The organism is Nocardioides luti (assembly GCF_014212315.1).
GTDB lineage: Bacteria > Actinomycetota > Actinomycetes > Propionibacteriales > Nocardioidaceae > Nocardioides > Nocardioides luti.
In genome coordinates this window covers 461,978-476,057 of sequence record NZ_JACKXE010000001.1, presented here as the reverse complement: position 1 = coordinate 476,057, position 14,080 = coordinate 461,978, and the positions used below count along the sequence as shown (strand labels likewise).

The 14,080-nt window shown below is 70.2% G+C and carries 15 protein-coding genes; 12 read left to right on the top strand and 3 right to left on the bottom strand.

Features of this window, described 5'->3' with window-relative positions; genetic code table 11:
- The first annotated feature begins 20 nt into the window (after window positions 1-20).
- Window positions 21-1,316 (top strand): MFS transporter, encoded by a 1,296-nt coding sequence (locus H5V45_RS02225; RefSeq protein WP_343061378.1) that lies wholly within the window; start codon window positions 21-23, stop codon window positions 1,314-1,316.
- Here H5V45_RS02225 and H5V45_RS02220 read toward each other — a convergent pair.
- The gene (locus tag H5V45_RS02220) at window positions 1,273-2,343 is read right to left on the bottom strand and encodes an AbrB family transcriptional regulator (RefSeq protein ID WP_185251434.1); all 1,071 of its coding nucleotides are present in this window, start codon (window positions 2,341-2,343) and stop codon (window positions 1,273-1,275) included. The genes H5V45_RS02225 and H5V45_RS02220 overlap by 44 nt on opposite strands.
- A gap of 24 nt (window positions 2,344-2,367) precedes the next feature.
- Between H5V45_RS02220 and H5V45_RS02215 the strand changes: the two genes are divergently transcribed.
- Window positions 2,368-2,928 (top strand): hemerythrin domain-containing protein, encoded by a 561-nt coding sequence (locus tag H5V45_RS02215; RefSeq protein ID WP_185251433.1) that lies wholly within the window; start codon window positions 2,368-2,370, stop codon window positions 2,926-2,928.
- A gap of 4 nt (window positions 2,929-2,932) precedes the next feature.
- Window positions 2,933-3,298, top strand: coding sequence for an MmcQ/YjbR family DNA-binding protein (locus tag H5V45_RS02210; protein WP_185251432.1), 366 nt, complete (start codon window positions 2,933-2,935; stop codon window positions 3,296-3,298).
- Between the two features lie 7 nt (window positions 3,299-3,305).
- On the opposite strand, the gene H5V45_RS02205 is transcribed toward H5V45_RS02210, so the two are convergent.
- Both H5V45_RS02205 and H5V45_RS02200 read right to left on the bottom strand, forming a co-directional pair.
- Window positions 3,306-3,980, bottom strand: a complete 675-nt coding sequence (locus H5V45_RS02205) for an ion channel (protein WP_185251431.1) — start codon at window positions 3,978-3,980, stop codon at window positions 3,306-3,308.
- Window positions 3,977-4,573: a DUF1707 domain-containing protein gene (locus H5V45_RS02200; protein WP_185251430.1), complete on the bottom strand. Its 597-nt coding sequence runs from the start codon at window positions 4,571-4,573 to the stop codon at window positions 3,977-3,979. Before H5V45_RS02200 ends, H5V45_RS02205 begins: the two co-directional genes overlap by 4 nt.
- Before the next feature lie 169 nt (window positions 4,574-4,742).
- Between H5V45_RS02200 and H5V45_RS02195 the strand changes: the two genes are divergently transcribed.
- The 9 genes from H5V45_RS02195 to H5V45_RS02155 are packed head-to-tail and all read left to right on the top strand — an operon-like array spanning window position 4,743 to window position 14,080.
- Window positions 4,743-5,516 carry an MlaE family ABC transporter permease gene (locus H5V45_RS02195; RefSeq protein ID WP_185251429.1) on the top strand — a complete coding sequence of 258 codons (774 nt, stop codon included), beginning with the start codon at window positions 4,743-4,745 and terminating at the stop codon, window positions 5,514-5,516.
- Window positions 5,516-6,355: an MlaE family ABC transporter permease gene (locus tag H5V45_RS02190; RefSeq protein ID WP_185251428.1), complete on the top strand. Its 840-nt coding sequence runs from the start codon at window positions 5,516-5,518 to the stop codon at window positions 6,353-6,355. Before H5V45_RS02195 ends, H5V45_RS02190 begins: the two co-directional genes overlap by 1 nt.
- 4 nt (window positions 6,356-6,359) lie before the next feature.
- Entirely contained in the window at window positions 6,360-7,688 is a 1,329-nt protein-coding gene (locus tag H5V45_RS02185; RefSeq protein ID WP_185251427.1) for an MCE family protein, read from the top strand.
- Window positions 7,685-8,755: an MCE family protein gene (locus tag H5V45_RS02180; RefSeq protein ID WP_185251426.1), complete on the top strand. Its 1,071-nt coding sequence runs from the start codon at window positions 7,685-7,687 to the stop codon at window positions 8,753-8,755. Before H5V45_RS02185 ends, H5V45_RS02180 begins: the two co-directional genes overlap by 4 nt.
- Window positions 8,752-9,732 carry an MCE family protein gene (locus H5V45_RS02175; RefSeq protein ID WP_185251425.1) on the top strand — a complete coding sequence of 327 codons (981 nt, stop codon included), beginning with the start codon at window positions 8,752-8,754 and terminating at the stop codon, window positions 9,730-9,732. The genes H5V45_RS02180 and H5V45_RS02175 overlap by 4 nt, the downstream gene beginning before the upstream one ends.
- Window positions 9,733-9,739: 7 nt before the next feature.
- Window positions 9,740-10,969, top strand: coding sequence for an MCE family protein (locus H5V45_RS02170; RefSeq protein WP_185251424.1), 1,230 nt, complete (start codon window positions 9,740-9,742; stop codon window positions 10,967-10,969).
- Complete coding sequence (locus H5V45_RS02165) at window positions 10,966-12,297, top strand: MCE family protein (protein ID WP_185251423.1); 1,332 nt, start codon at window positions 10,966-10,968, stop codon at window positions 12,295-12,297. The genes H5V45_RS02170 and H5V45_RS02165 overlap by 4 nt, the downstream gene beginning before the upstream one ends.
- A complete protein-coding gene (locus tag H5V45_RS02160) occupies window positions 12,294-13,565 on the top strand; it encodes an MlaD family protein (protein ID WP_185251422.1) in 1,272 nt (423 codons plus the stop codon). Before H5V45_RS02165 ends, H5V45_RS02160 begins: the two co-directional genes overlap by 4 nt.
- On the top strand, window positions 13,532-14,080 hold the full coding sequence (locus H5V45_RS02155) for a hypothetical protein (RefSeq protein ID WP_185251421.1): 549 nt from the start codon (window positions 13,532-13,534) through the stop codon (window positions 14,078-14,080). Before H5V45_RS02160 ends, H5V45_RS02155 begins: the two co-directional genes overlap by 34 nt.

Below are 14,080 nucleotides of genomic sequence, written 5' to 3'. Positions count from 1 at the left end.
GGCAGCGTAAAATCCCGGAAGTGAGCCGCTCCCGCAGTCCCGTCCAGAGCGGCGCCTGGTCCGTGTGGCTCGTCGGCCTCGCGATCTACTTCGTCGCCGTCTTCCACCGCTCCAGCCTCGCCGTCGCCGGCCTCACGGCCGCCGACCGCTTCGACATCTCCGCCTCGCAGCTGGCGACGTTCACGATGCTCCAGCTGCTGGTGTACGCCGGCATGCAGGTGCCCGTCGGGCTCCTGGTCGACCGCTTCGGCTCCCGCAGCGTGCTGCTCACCGGAACCCTGCTGATGACCCTGGGGCAGACCGGCTTCGCGCTTGCCGAGAGCTACCCGCTCGCCCTGGTGGCGCGCGTGTTCGTCGGCATGGGCGACGCGATGACCTTCATCTGCGTGCTGCGGCTCGTGAGCAGCTGGTTCCCCACCCGACGGATCCCGTTCGTCACCCAGGTGACCGGCACCATCGGCCAGGCCGGTGCGCTGCTCGCGGCCATCCCGATGACCTGGGCGCTGAGCCACCTCGGCTGGACCACGGCCTACCTCATCGCCGCGTCGGCCGGCATCGTCCTGGGCGTGCTGGCGCTGCTCGTGCTGCGCGACTCACCGGCCGCCCGCACCCTGCGCGGCCCGAGCCTGTCCTTCGCGGCGGTCCGCACCAGCCTCGCGGCGTCCTGGGCGCACCCCGGCACCCGACTCGGCTTCTGGATGCACTTCTCCACGCAGTTCTCCGCGACCACGCTCGCGCTGCTCTGGGGCTACCCGTTCTTCGTGCGCGGCGAGGGCCGCAGCCCGGCGACCGCCGGCTTCCTGCTGACCGTCATCGTCGTCGCGATCATGTGCGCCGGCCCGGTCCTCGGCTGGCTCGTCGGCGCCCACCCGTGGCACCGCTCGACGGCGGTGCTCGCCATCGTCAGCGCGATCGTCACGATCTGGACCGTCGTGCTGCTGTGGCCCGGCAACGCCCCGCTGCCGGTGCTCGTCGTGCTCGCCTTCGTCGTCGGCATCGGGGGACCGGCCTCGATGATCGGCTTCGACCTCGGCCGCACCTCCAACCCCGCGGAGCGGCTGGCCAGCGCCAGCGGCATCATCAACCAGGGCGGCTTCCTGGCCAGCCTGCTGCTGGTCGTCACGATCGGGCTGATCCTCGACTGGCGCACGCCGGGCGGCAGCACGACCTACCCGCCGTCGGCGTTCCGCTGGGCGATGAGCGCGCAGTACGTCCTCTGGGCGGTCGGCCTCACCCAGGTCTGGCGCTACCGCCGCCGCACGCGCGCGGTCGTCAGCCGCGACGAGCTCGAAGGAGTCGTGCGAGCGCCGGCGTGAGCAGCAGGATCACCAGCAGCCGGAACAGCTGCACCGCCATCACGTAGGTCACGTCCGACCCGCTGTCGGCCGCCGTCGCCAGCACCGCGAACAGCCCGCCCGGCGTGGTCGCGAGGTACGCCGTCAGCCCGTCGACCGGCGTCAGCCACGCCAGCGCCGCACCCATCGCGGCGGTCAGCGCGATCATCGCGACGATGATCAGCAGCACGACCGGCAGCATCCGGGTGATCGACGCCAGGCTGGCCCGGGTGAACCGCAGCCCCACCTGCACCCCGATCAGGGCGTACGCCGCCCACTGCAGCGCCACGGGGACCGACGGCGTCCCGAGCCACCCCGCGGAGCTCACCACGGCAGCCACGGCCAGCGGGCCGAGCAGGGTCGCGGTCGTGACCGGCACGAACCGGGCGATCAGCAGCCCGCCGGCGAGCGCGACCGCGACGTACGCCAGGTCCTGCACCAGCGTCGCGCTCCCGACCTCGAACGTCCCGACGCCCCGTTCGGGGTGGAAGACCAGCGCGGTCACCAGCGGCATGGTGAGCAGCACGAGCAGCACCCGGAGGTACTGCACGACCGTCACCACGCGGTCGTCCGCCCCCAGCTCGCGGGCGATTGCGACCACGCCGGACGCCCCGCCGGCGATCATCGCGAAGGCGCCGGTCACCTCGGACACGTCGCGCCGCACCGCCAGCAGCCGCCCGGCCGCGAGGCTGACCAGCACGGTCCCGACCGTGACGGCGGTGATCGGCAGCAGCGCGCTGCCCATGCCGGCGAGCGCGGAGAGGCTGACCAGCGAGCCGATGGTGACGCCGATCAGCGCCTGGCCGAGGCGGAACGCCGTGGCCGGCACCCGGATCTCCACGGGGGACGTCAGCGCGTGCGCCATCCCACCCAGCAGCGAGCCGAACAGCACGGCCGACGGCACGTGCAGCAGCGAGAGCACCACCGACAGAACCACGGTCACGACCAGCACCCGCGCCACGGCAGCCAGCGGGGGACGGTCGCGCGTGGTCCCCGGGTGCTCCGTCATCGGCTCCACCCTAGAGTTCGGGGCATGACCACCATCGACCTGGGCCGACCCGTCAGCGGGGACGTCGTGGACCTGATCCTCGACGACCACCGCCGCTTCGAGGCGCTGCTGCGCGACCTCCGAGACTCCAGCTCCGACCGCGACGCCGTGCGGCAGGCCTTCGCCGCGCTGCACGTCGCGCACGCGACCGCCGAGGAGGAGCACGTCTACCCGCAGCTGAAGCGCAAGAAGGCGGTCGGCGAGCACGAGGCCGAGCACGGCCAGGAGGAGCACGCCGAGGGCCACGAGGCCCTGCTGGCCGTCCTCGAGCTCAAGGGCACCGACACCCAGGCGTTCGACGACGCGGTCGAGGAGCTCGCCAAGGTGGTCAACCACCACCTGACCGAGGAGGAGCTAAGCATCCTCAACCCGGCCCGCGACGAGGTCTCCGAGACCGCCCGCGCCGAGCTCGGTGCGGCCTTCGCGACGGCCCGCAACCAGCTGATCGACGACGGGTGCGGCTCGCTCGCCGACGTACGCCGCATCGTGGCCGCCGCCCGCAAGGACGGCCTGCTCGACGACGAGGACGAGGGCGACGAGGACTGACCGCATGGACGTCGCCACGATGCAGGAGCACTGCCTGGCCAAGCCGGGCGCCTGGCCGGACAACCCCTGGGACCACGAGCACCCGGTCATCAAGGTCGGCGACGGCGCCGCCGGCAAGATCTTCGCCTTCCTCGGCAGCGGGGGAGTCGGGGTCAAGGGCGGCGCCTCGCGGGAAGTCGCGGACGAGTGGCTCGAGCGCTACCCGGGCGACGCCACCGTGATGGCCTACATCGGGCGGTCCGGGTGGAACGACCTGGCGTACGACGGCGCCATCCCCGACGACGAGCTGCTCGAGGCCGTGGACGAGTCCTACCGGCTCGTGGTCTCGAAGCTGCCGAAGAAGCACCGGCCCGCCGGCTGGGAGGGCTGAGCGGAGCTCAGCGGGCCTTGCGGGCGACGGTGAGCCCCACCAGCCGGGCGACCACCAATGCGACGTACAGCACCCCGGCGACCTGCTCGACCATCACGAACGAGCGGGCGTTCGGGAGCACCGGCGTCACGTCGGACAGCCCCACGCTGGTGAGCGTGGTGAAGGACAGGAAGAGCAGCTCGAACCAGCTCCGGTCGCCTGGTCCGCTCGCGCCGATGAAGGACCCCGGCCAGACGACCTGCACGGCGGCGTAGACGTAGGCGAAGCCCCACGCCACCACCGTGAAGGCGGCGCCCGTCGCGTAGAGCTCGTCGCGCGTGACCCGGTCGTCGTGGAAGAGGTAGCGGATCATCGCGTAGGAGACGAAGAAGTAGAACGGCGCGTGCAGCAGCGCGTTGACCAGCACGATCGCGTCGTTGCCCGGGTGGAAGGCCTCGACGACGGTGAACACCATCGCCGGCACGCCCAGCAGGGCGGCGACCCAGGACAGGGCGGGGGTACGACGCACCGCCCACACCGCGATCAGCACGACCGCCGTGCCCACGACGCCGAGCAGGGCCCGCCCCGTGGTCGACTCGTCGAGGAACGGGTAGGCCAGCACGGCCACCAGCTGGGCGGCGAGCAGCACCGCCGACGGGTGCTGCACGACCACGCGGCCGGTCTCCCGGGCGGAGCGGGTCACGAAGCGGTCCCGTCGTCGTCGCGGGGCGCCGGGTCCGCGTCGGGGCGCTCCCGGGCGCGCAGCTCCTTGGCCTCGTCCTTGGCCTGCTTCTTCTCGATCCGTCGCACGTGCTCGTCGACGATGTCCTGCCGCCGGACCAGCGTGCGGACCACGTTGATGCCGGTCCCCGCGATCACGAAGCCCGGCCAGAAGAACGAGCTGCCGAAGGAGCCCCAGCTGATGACCAGCCAGATCACCAGGCAGATCAGGCTGGGGCCGAGGAAGCCGAGGAACGCCTCGCGGCGGTCGGACTCGTAGGCGCGCTGGGCCTGGGCCTGGATCTCGGCGGGGGAGGTGCGCGCCGGGAGCCGGGAGCCGCGGACGGGAGCGGCGACCAGGTCGGCCAGGAGCGGCGGGAGCTCGCCGAGGGTGCGGGCGGCGGCCACCTGCTCGCTGCGGGTGTCGAACTCCGCGCGGTCGAGCCGGCCGTCGGCGTACGCCTCGGTCAGCAGGTGCTGCGCGGCGTCCCGGTCGCGGTCCGCGGCCCGCAGCCCGGCGTGGGCCGGATCGCGGGGGTCGTGGGAGAAATCTGCCCAGGCGCCGGTGTCTTCCACATTCCGCATCCTAGGACCGCGCCCCGGCCTAGCCTGTGACAGGCGTCACCTCGAGGGCCGATCCGGGCGGACCGATCAGCGGGTGGGACACGCCGTGGCGCCCATTGCCGCGAACAAGAACACGTTCTAGTCTGTGGCCGCCGTCTAGACAAGCGTGGGGAGGTGACCGATGGCATTTTCCGCTGTGTCCGTGATCCGCGGGCCGGGCGAGATCGCTGCCATGGTCGTCGACGTCACGAAGCTGATCTTCACCACGCGCTTCCAGGCCCGCGAGTTCCTCGAGCAGGCCTGGTTCATCACCAGCGTCACGCTGATGCCGACGCTGCTGGTCTCGATCCCGTTCGGCGCGGTCATCTCGCTCCAGGTCGGCAACCTCACCGGCCAGCTCGGCGCCCAGTCCTTCGCCGGGGCCACCGCCGTCCTCGCCGTGGTCCGCGAGGCGGCCCCCATCGCCGCCGCCCTCCTCATCGCCGGCGCGGCCGGCTCCGCGATCTGCTCCGACATGGGCGCCCGCAAGATCCGCGAGGAGATCGACGCGATGGAGGTGCTCGGGGTCGACCCCCTGGCCCGCCTGGTCGTCCCGCGGGTGCTCGCGACGATGTTCGTCTCGATGATGATCAACGGCCTGGTGATCGGCGCCGGGATCGGCGGCTCCTACTTCTTCATCGTGATCGTCACCGGCGGCTCGGCCGGTGCCTTCCTCTCGTCGTTCACGGCGCTCGCCACGCTGCCCGACCTCTACATCTCGATGGTCAAGGCGATCATCTTCGGCTGGCTCGCCGCGATCGTCGGCGCCTACAAGGGCCTCAACGCCGGCGGCGGCCCCAGCGGCGTGGGCCGCGCGGTCAACGAGTCCGTGATCGTCTCGTTCATGCTGCTGTTCTTCATGAACGCCGTGATCACGGCGATCTACTTCCAAGTCGTCCCGCCACCGGGGCTCTGATGGCGAGCATCTCGGCGCTCGGCAGCGCGTTCGTCCAGGGTCGTCGCGACTCCCTCGAGGCGTACGGCGACCAGCTGCTGTTCTACATCAAGGCGATCGCCTGGACGCCGCGCGCGATCCGTCGCTACAAGCGCGAGATCATCAACACCCTCGCCGAGATCACCTTCGGCGCGGGCGGGCTGACCTTCATCGCCGGCACCGTCGGGGTGATCGCCTTCCTCGCGTTCTTCGCCGGCACCGAGGTCGGCATCCAGGGCTACGCCTCGCTGAGCCAGATCGGCGTCGCGAAGTTCAGCGCGTTCATCTCCGCCTACTTCAACACCCGCGAGGTGGCGCCGCTGATCTCCTCGATCGCGCTCGCCGCGACCGTCGGCTGCGGCTACACCGCCCGGCTCGGCGCGATGCGGATCTCCGAGGAGATCGACGCGCTCGAGGTGATGGGGATCCCGTCGCTGCCGTTCCTGGTGACGACCCGGATGATCGCGGCGTTCGTCGCCGTCATCCCGCTCTACATCGTGGCGCTGAGCGCGTCGTACCTCTCGCCCCGCCTGATCACCACGCTGGTCTACGGCCAGTCGCCGGGCACCTACGACCACTACTTCCTGCAGTTCCTGCCACCGATCGACATGCTCTGGTCGTTCTTCAAGCTGCTCTTCCTCGCGACCGCGATCATCCTGATCCACTGCTACTACGGCTACACCGCCTCGGGCGGGCCCGCGGGCGTCGGCATGGCCGTGGGCCGGGCGATCCGCACCAGCATCGTGACCGTGGTGGTCGCGGACTTCTTCCTGAGCTTCGCGATCTGGGGCTCGACCACCACCGTGCGGATCACGGGGTAGCCGCGTGCTCGTCAACATCCACCACGACAGCCCGGCGGAGCACCGCCGGCTGCTGCTCGCGGGCATCGCCTTCCTGACGGCGATCGCGCTGCTCATCGGCTTCTCGATCGCGGTCTACCAGAAGGTCTTCGACTCGGTCACGATGGTGACGATCAAGGCCGACCGCGCCGGCCTGCAGCTCGCGAAGTTCGGCGACGTGCGCATCAACGGCGTCCTGGTCGGGCAGGTCCGCGAGATCGCCCAGGACGGCAAGGAGGCCTCGATCAAGGTCGCCCTGGACCCGGCCGCGGCGAAGGCGATCCCCGAGAACGTCGACGTCCAGATCCTGCCGACCACGCTGTTCGGCCAGAAGTACATCTCCTTCATGAAGCCCGACTCGCCCTCGAAGGCGTCGCTGTCCGACGGGGACGTGATCCCGTCCAGCCGCGTCGAGACGAACGTCGAGCTCAGCCGGATCCTCGCCAACCTGTTCCCGCTGCTGCGCTCGGTCCAGCCCGCCGACCTCAACAAGACGCTGAACGCGCTCGCGACGGCGCTCGGCGGGCGGGGCGAGCAGATCGGCCAGACGCTCGACGACCTCGACTCCTACCTCGGCGTGATCGACGACCACCTGCCGACGCTGCGCCAGGACCTCGTGCTCCTCGCGCAGGTCGCGGACGACTACGACATCGCCGCTCCCGACCTGATCGACGTGCTCCGCAACGTCACCGTCACCGGCAAGACGGTGATCGAGAAGAAGGACGACCTCGACGTCTTCTTCAGCGACCTCACCGGTCTCGCGGACACCTCGACGCGGATCCTGTCCGACAACGAGACCAACATCATCCGGATCGGGCAGGTCACCGAGCCGCTGACCCGGCTGCTCGCGGTCTACTCGCCGGAGTACCCCTGCCTGCTCAAGGGGCTCGCGCGCTACCAGCCGTTCCTGGCCAAGGTGTTCGCCGGCAACATCATCCGGCAGTACTTCCAGTTCAACACCCCGCAGTACCGCGAGTACGACCAACGCGACCGGCCGGTCTACGGCGAGGTCGGCCACGGCCCGTGGTGCCTCGGGCTGCCGAACCCGCCCGTCCCGATCGGCCCGCAGCCGCTCGACGACGGCACCGACATGGACGACAACCCGCCCACGAGCACGACGCCCGGCACCCAGCCGCAGCGCGCGCCGGCCACCACGGACGCGAACCCCACCAGCGGTTTCGCCGGCACCGAGGGCGAGAAGGCGATCGTCAACGCGATGCTCGCGCAGTCCTCGGGGCGCCCGGCCGACAGCTACGGCTCGCTCGGCGCGCTCCTCTACGGACCCGTCGTGCGGGGCGGGGGTGCGCGCTCGTGAGCCGCAACAGCGTCACCATCGCCGCCGGGATCAAGCTCGGCATCTTCACGGTCGTCTCGATCCTGGTGACCGGCCTGCTCGCCGCGATCATGGGCAACATCGGCTTCGGCGGGGCGCACGAGTTCAAGGCCGTCTTCACGAGCGCCTCGATGCTCGAGAAGGGCGACGACGTCCGGATCGCCGGCGTCAGCGTCGGCGAGGTCCGCAAGGTCGAGCACTACGAGCGCAACGAGGCGCTGGTGACCTTCCGGGTCAAGGACGAGGTCCAGCTGACCACCGCCTCGCGCGCCGAGATCCGCTTCCTCAACCTCGTGGGCGACCGCTACCTCGGGCTCGAGGAGGGCGCCGACTCCGGCGCGGAGCCGCTGGAGCCCGACGCCACGATCCCGGTCGACCACACGCAGCCGGCGCTCGACCTCACCGTGCTCTTCAACGGCTTCCAGCCGCTCTTCCAGGCGCTGAACCCGAAGCAGGTCAACGACCTCAGCATGAACCTCGTCCAGGTGCTGCAGGGCGAGGGCGGCACCATCGAGGGCCTGCTGCAGAAGACCGCGTCGCTCACCAACACGCTCGCCGACCGCGACCAGCTGATCGGCGAGGTGATCGACAACCTCGGCCAGACCCTCTCGACCGTCGACCAGCACCACGAGCAGCTGAACCGGCTGGTCCTCGAGCTCAAGGGCTGGATGACCGACCTGGCCCGCGACCGCTCCACGATCGGCTCGTCGCTCGACAACGTCTCGCAGCTCACGGCCGTCGTCGCCGACCTGCTGAAGGAGGGCCGCCCGCTGGTCAAGGCGGACGTCGCCGAGCTCCGCCGGCTGGCCGCCCTGCTGAACAAGCCGAAGAACACCGAGGTGCTCACCGCGCTGCTCGACCGGCTGCCCGAGTCGATGACCGACCAGACCCGGACCGGCACCTACGGGTCTTGGTACAACTACTACCTCTGCGGCTTCCAGGGGAAGATCACCATCCCGATCCTGCAGGGCATCCCCGGGATCAAGCAGCTGCGGCACGACCTCAACCACCTGTCGTTCAACTCCACGGCTGCGAGGTGCCAGTCGTGAGCCGGCGCTCGGAGGCCCGCGTCCTCCGCCTCGGCGCGATCACCGTCGTGGTGATGCTGCTGGTGATGGCGGCGGCCTTCAACCTGTCGAAGTTCCCCGGGTTCGGCGGCGACAGCTACCAGGCGGAGTTCGCCGACGCCTCCGGACTGCACAAGGGCAACATGGTGCAGGTCGGCGGGATCCGGGTCGGCCGCGTCCAGGACGTCAGCCTCGAGAACAGCAACAAGGTGCTGGTCACCTTCGAGGTGGACCGCGGTGTCGAGTTCGGCACGGACAGCAAGGCGTCGGTCGAGGTGCTCAACCTGCTGGGCGAGAAGTTCCTCAACCTGACGCCCGCCGGGCCCGGCCAGCTCGGCCAGGACGACGTGATCCCGCTCGACCGCACCGAGTCGGCGTACGACATCGTCGGCGTCTTCGGCGACCTCACCACGACCACCGAGCGGATCGACACCGACCAGCTCGAGAAGGCCCTCGACGTCGTCTCCGGCACCGTCAACGCGGCCGGGCCGCAGATCCACGACAGCTTCGAGGGCATCTCGCGGCTCTCGCGCACCGTGGCCTCCCGCGACGCGCAGATCCAGGCGCTGCTGAAGAGCTCCAAGGGCGTCACGAAGGTGCTGGCGGACCGCAGCGAGGACATCGTCGACCTGATGAAGAACAGCGACCTCGTCTTCCAGGAGGTACGCCGTCGCAAGGCCGCCATCCACCGGCTGCTCGTGAACGCCCGGATCCTCGCGGTCCAGCTCCGCGGCGTCGCCACGGACAACAAGGCCCAGATCGCCCCGGCGCTCGCCGAGGTCGACGACCTGCTCGACCTGCTCAACGACAAGGAGAAGCAGCTGAAGGCGACGCTCGCCGCCGTCGGCCCCTACGCCTCGATCCTGGGCAACATCATCGGCACCGGCCCGTGGTTCGACGCCTACGTCGTCAACCTCGCCGCGATCCCGACCGGCGAGTTCGTCCCGGACGAGGGGTGAGGCGACGATGACGAAGTCCTTCAACCTCCGGGTCGTGGTGGTGGCCGTGGCCGTCGCCCTCCTCGCGGCCACCTTCTTCCTGGTGCGCACGCCCAGCGAGGAGAAGACGGTCACCGCCCACTTCCCGCGGGCGGTCAGCGTCTACAAGGGCACCGACGTGCGCATCCTGGGCGTCAACGTGGGCCGGGTGACCGCGGTGATCCCCGAGGGCAACTCGGTGCGCGTCGAGATGACCTACGACGCGAAGTACAAGGTCCCCGACGACGCCAAGGCCGTGATCGTCACCCCGACGCTCGTCGCCGACCGGTTCGTCCAGCTCACCCCGGCGTACACGAAGGGGACCGTGATGGCGGACGGCGCCGACATCGCGCTGCCCGACACCGGCGTCCCCGTCGAGCTGGACCGGATCTACGCCAGCCTCCGCGACCTGTCCGAGGCGCTGGGCCCGAACGGCGTCAACAAGGACGGCACGCTCAACCACCTGCTCCGGGCCGGTGCGAAGAACCTCGAGGGCGAGGGCCAGCTCGGCAACGACATGATCCGGAACCTCTCCGAGGCGGCCACGACGTTCGGCCAGGGGAGCGGCGACCTCTTCGCGACCGTCACCCAGCTCGCGAAGTTCTCCCAGGTGCTCGGCACCAACGACAAGCTGGTGCGCGCCTTCATCAAGGACCTCAGCGGCGTCTCGTCGCAGCTGGCGGGGGAGCGGGTCGAGCTCCGGCAGGCGCTGGCGGCCGTCGCGGACGCCGTCGGCACCGTGCGCACCTTCGTCCACGACAACCGCGGCGCGCTGGTCACCGACCTGGAGAAGTTCACCCGGGTGATGAAGAACATCAACTCCGAGAAGGGCAGCATCGACGACGCCCTGCAGGTCGCGCCGCTCGCGCTGGGCAACCTCGCGATCGCCTTCAACAACAAGTCGGGGTCGATCGGCTCGCGGATCGGCGTGAACGGCACCTTCGGCGACCTCGACGGCTTCCTGTGCTCGATCGTCCAGCAGTCCGGCCTGCCGAAGGCCAGCAAGGACCTGGCCTGCCAGATCTTCAAGCAGATCGAGCCGGCCGAGGAGCAGACCAGTCCCGGCGACGGCAACCAGACCGGCGGCGGCGGGCTGAAGCTGCCGAAGAACAGCATGCCGAGCGTCGGCGACGTGCTCGGCTCCTCGGACCGGGCGCAGGGGCAGTACGCCGACGACAGTGCGGCCGGTCTGAGCGAGCTCATGGGCGGTGGCTCGTGAGGGCGGCGCGCTGGACCGTGCTCGCGGCCACGCTGGCGCTGCTGGCGACGGGCTGCAAGTTCGACGGCGCCTACGACCTGCCACTGCCCGGCGGTCCCGTGAGCGACGGCGACTCCTACGTCGTCACGGCGGAGTTCGCCGACATCCTCAACGTGGTGCCGAAGTCGCCGGTGATGGTGGACGACGTGACCGTCGGCGAGGTCACCGACATCGAGCGGGTCGGCTGGCACGCCAAGATCACCATGCGGGTCCGCAAGGACGTGGTCCTCCCGGACAACGCGATCGCCGACATCCGCCAGGTCAGCCTGCTGGGCGAGAAGTACGTCGCCCTCGAGCCGCCGGCCGACGAGGAGCCCAAGGGCCGCCTCGGGGCGAACGACAACATCCCGCTGTCCGCGACCGGCCGGAACCCCGAGGTCGAGGAGGTCCTGGGCGCGCTGTCGTTCCTGCTCAGCGGCGGCGGCGTCGGCCAGCTCGGCACGATCACCGAGGAGCTCAACAAGGTGATGGACGGCCGGACCGGCCGGCTCAAGCACCTGCTCGGCTCGCTCGAGGACGTCATCGGCACCCTGGACGCCCAGAAGGCCGACATCATCTCGGCGCTCGAGTCGATGAACAACCTGACCGCGACCCTCAACGAGGAGCGGGGGACCATCGGCGAGGCGCTCGACGTCATCGGGCCGGCCGTGTCGGTGCTCGACGACCAGCACGACGAGCTGATCGGGATGCTCAAGGCGCTCGACAACCTCGGCGTCGTCGGCACCCGGGTGATCGGCGCCAGCAAGGACGACCTGATCAAGACGCTCGCCGAGCTGCGCCCGGTGCTCAGCAAGCTCAGCGACGCGGGCGACAGCCTGGCCCCCGGCCTGGACATGGCGATCAGCTTCCCGTTCCCCAAGGAGGCCGCGAACGTCGTCAAGGGCGACTACGCCAACGCCTACATCCGCGCCGGCATCAACCTCTCCGACTTCGTGCCGATCCCGGACGACCCCGGCCTGCCGATCCCGCCGGTCGAGCCGCCCGACCCGGGCCAGGTCCTCAGCGACGTGCAGAAGTGCCTGCAGAGCGGCGACATCAGCTCCAAGGCGTGCGCCAAGGTGCTCAAGGACGCCGACTCGTACAAGAAGCTCAAGAAGGCCTGCAAGAAGGACAAGAACAAGGACAACGAGGTCTGCCAGGTCGTCAACCAGGTGCCCGACGGACCCGGGCTGCCGGAGATCCCGGGGCTGCCGGGAGTCACGGGGGCCACCGGCCTGGGCGCGATGTTCGCGAGCGGTGAGCCGTCCCCGACGTACGCCCCGTCCGCGATCTACGGAGGCACGTCATGATGACCACCGGCGTCCGGATCCGGATCGCGGCGTTCCTCGTGCTGAGCGCCGTGGGCATCGTCTACGTCACGGCGTCCTACCTCGGCTTCGTCGACCGCGTCCTCGGCCGCGGCATCACCATCCACGCGACCCTGCCCACGAGCGGCGGGCTCTTCGAGGGCAGCGAGGTGACCTACCGCGGCTACAAGATCGGCAAGGTCTCTGCGATGCACGTCGACGACGACGGCGTCCGGCTCGACCTGGCGCTCAAGGACGGCACGAAGCTGCCGATGGACTCGCCGATGTACGTCCACAACCTGTCGGCGGTGGGGGAGCAGTACCTCGACTTCGAGCCGCCCGACGACCAGGGGCCGTACGCCGAGAACGGCAGCACGATCGCCGGCAGCGCGAAGTCGCTGCCGGTCGACGAGGCCGACCTGCTCGTCGAGCTCGACCAGTTCGTCAGCTCGGTCGACAAGAAGGCGCTGCAGGTGACCGTGCACGAGCTGGGGCTGTTCTTCGACGACACCGGCCGGCCGCTGCAGCACCTCATCGACGACGGCGGGAAGTTCATCGACGAGGCCTCCGCGCACGAGGACGAGACGATCAGCCTGCTCGACAACGGCATGACGGTCCTGAAGACCCAGCGCGACAACGGCGAGAACATCCGCTCGTTCTCCCACGACCTCAAGCTGCTCACCGACTCGCTGCGCGAGAGCGACGGGGACCTGCGGACCGTCCTGCAGGAGACGCCCGGGGCGGCCCGCGAGGTGGACGCGCTCCTCCAGGACCTCGAGCCCACGCTGCCGGTGCTGCTGGGCAACGCGGTGAGCATCAACCAGGTCGTGGTCTCGCACCTGTCGGGCATCGAGCAGCTGCTGGTGACCTTCCCGCGCACGATCTCCAGCGGCTTCACGGGCACGCCGCCGGACGGCTACGGCCGGGTGAACCTGCAGTTCGCCAACAAGGTCCAGCCGTGCACCGAGGGCTACAAGCCCAAGAGCCAGTGGCGCCGCGGCGACCAGCTCAGCGACGGGCCGATCTTCCCCGCCCGGTGCACCAGCCCCTCGCCGTACAACATGCGCGGTGGGAAGTACGCCCCCGGCGGCAGCGGCAACCCCTCTCCGCCCCGCTCCTACACGGGCTCGTACGATCCCACGACGGGCGTCGTGGACGGCGCCGTCGACCAGAACGGTGACCCGGTGCGCTTCCAGGACCAGGGCAACCTGTCGATCCTCGGAGGAGACTCGTGGAAATGGCTCCTGGTGGGCCCGGTGGCCAGCCCGTGACCGCTGCTCCCCGACCGCGCCGCGGGCTCAACCTCGCGCTCTACGCGGTCACGCTGCTCGTCGCGTGCGCCTGCGTCTTCGGCGGCTTCCTCGTCTACCGCACCCACGACACCCGGGCGAGCGCCGCGACCGACCAGGACCGCTACGGCGACGTGCTCGCCGCGGCGACGACCGAGGCCGAGGCGTTCATCAACATCCGCTACGACGACGCCCAGGCCAGCATCGACAAGGTCGCCGCCGGGGCGACCGGCAGCTTCCGCAAGCAGTACGACTCCTCCAGCAAGGGCGTCACCCAGGTGCTGACCGAGAACAAGTCGGTGATGGACGGCGACGTCGTCTGGGCCGGGGTCGTCGACGTCGACGCCGACAGCGCGACGGTGATCGCCGCGACCTCGGGCACCGTCGCCAACAACCAGACCGGCGGCAAGCCGGTCGCGCGGAACTTCCGCCTCCAGCTCGACCTCGTCCTCGAGGACGGCCGCTGGCTCACCAACCACCTCCAGTTCGTGGGCTGA

Coding starts and splice junctions, on each gene's coding strand:
- H5V45_RS02220 (WP_185251434.1), bottom strand. CDS start 2,343: ATGACGGAGCACCCGGGGACCACGCGCGACCGTCCCCCGCTGGCTGCC.
- H5V45_RS02215 (WP_185251433.1), top strand. CDS start 2,368: ATGACCACCATCGACCTGGGCCGACCCGTCAGCGGGGACGTCGTGGAC.
- H5V45_RS02210 (WP_185251432.1), top strand. CDS start 2,933: ATGGACGTCGCCACGATGCAGGAGCACTGCCTGGCCAAGCCGGGCGCC.
- H5V45_RS02195 (WP_185251429.1), top strand. CDS start 4,743: ATGGCATTTTCCGCTGTGTCCGTGATCCGCGGGCCGGGCGAGATCGCT.
- H5V45_RS02190 (WP_185251428.1), top strand. CDS start 5,516: ATGGCGAGCATCTCGGCGCTCGGCAGCGCGTTCGTCCAGGGTCGTCGC.
- H5V45_RS02170 (WP_185251424.1), top strand. CDS start 9,740: ATGACGAAGTCCTTCAACCTCCGGGTCGTGGTGGTGGCCGTGGCCGTC.
- H5V45_RS02160 (WP_185251422.1), top strand. CDS start 12,294: ATGATGACCACCGGCGTCCGGATCCGGATCGCGGCGTTCCTCGTGCTG.
- H5V45_RS02155 (WP_185251421.1), top strand. CDS start 13,532: ATGGCTCCTGGTGGGCCCGGTGGCCAGCCCGTGACCGCTGCTCCCCGA.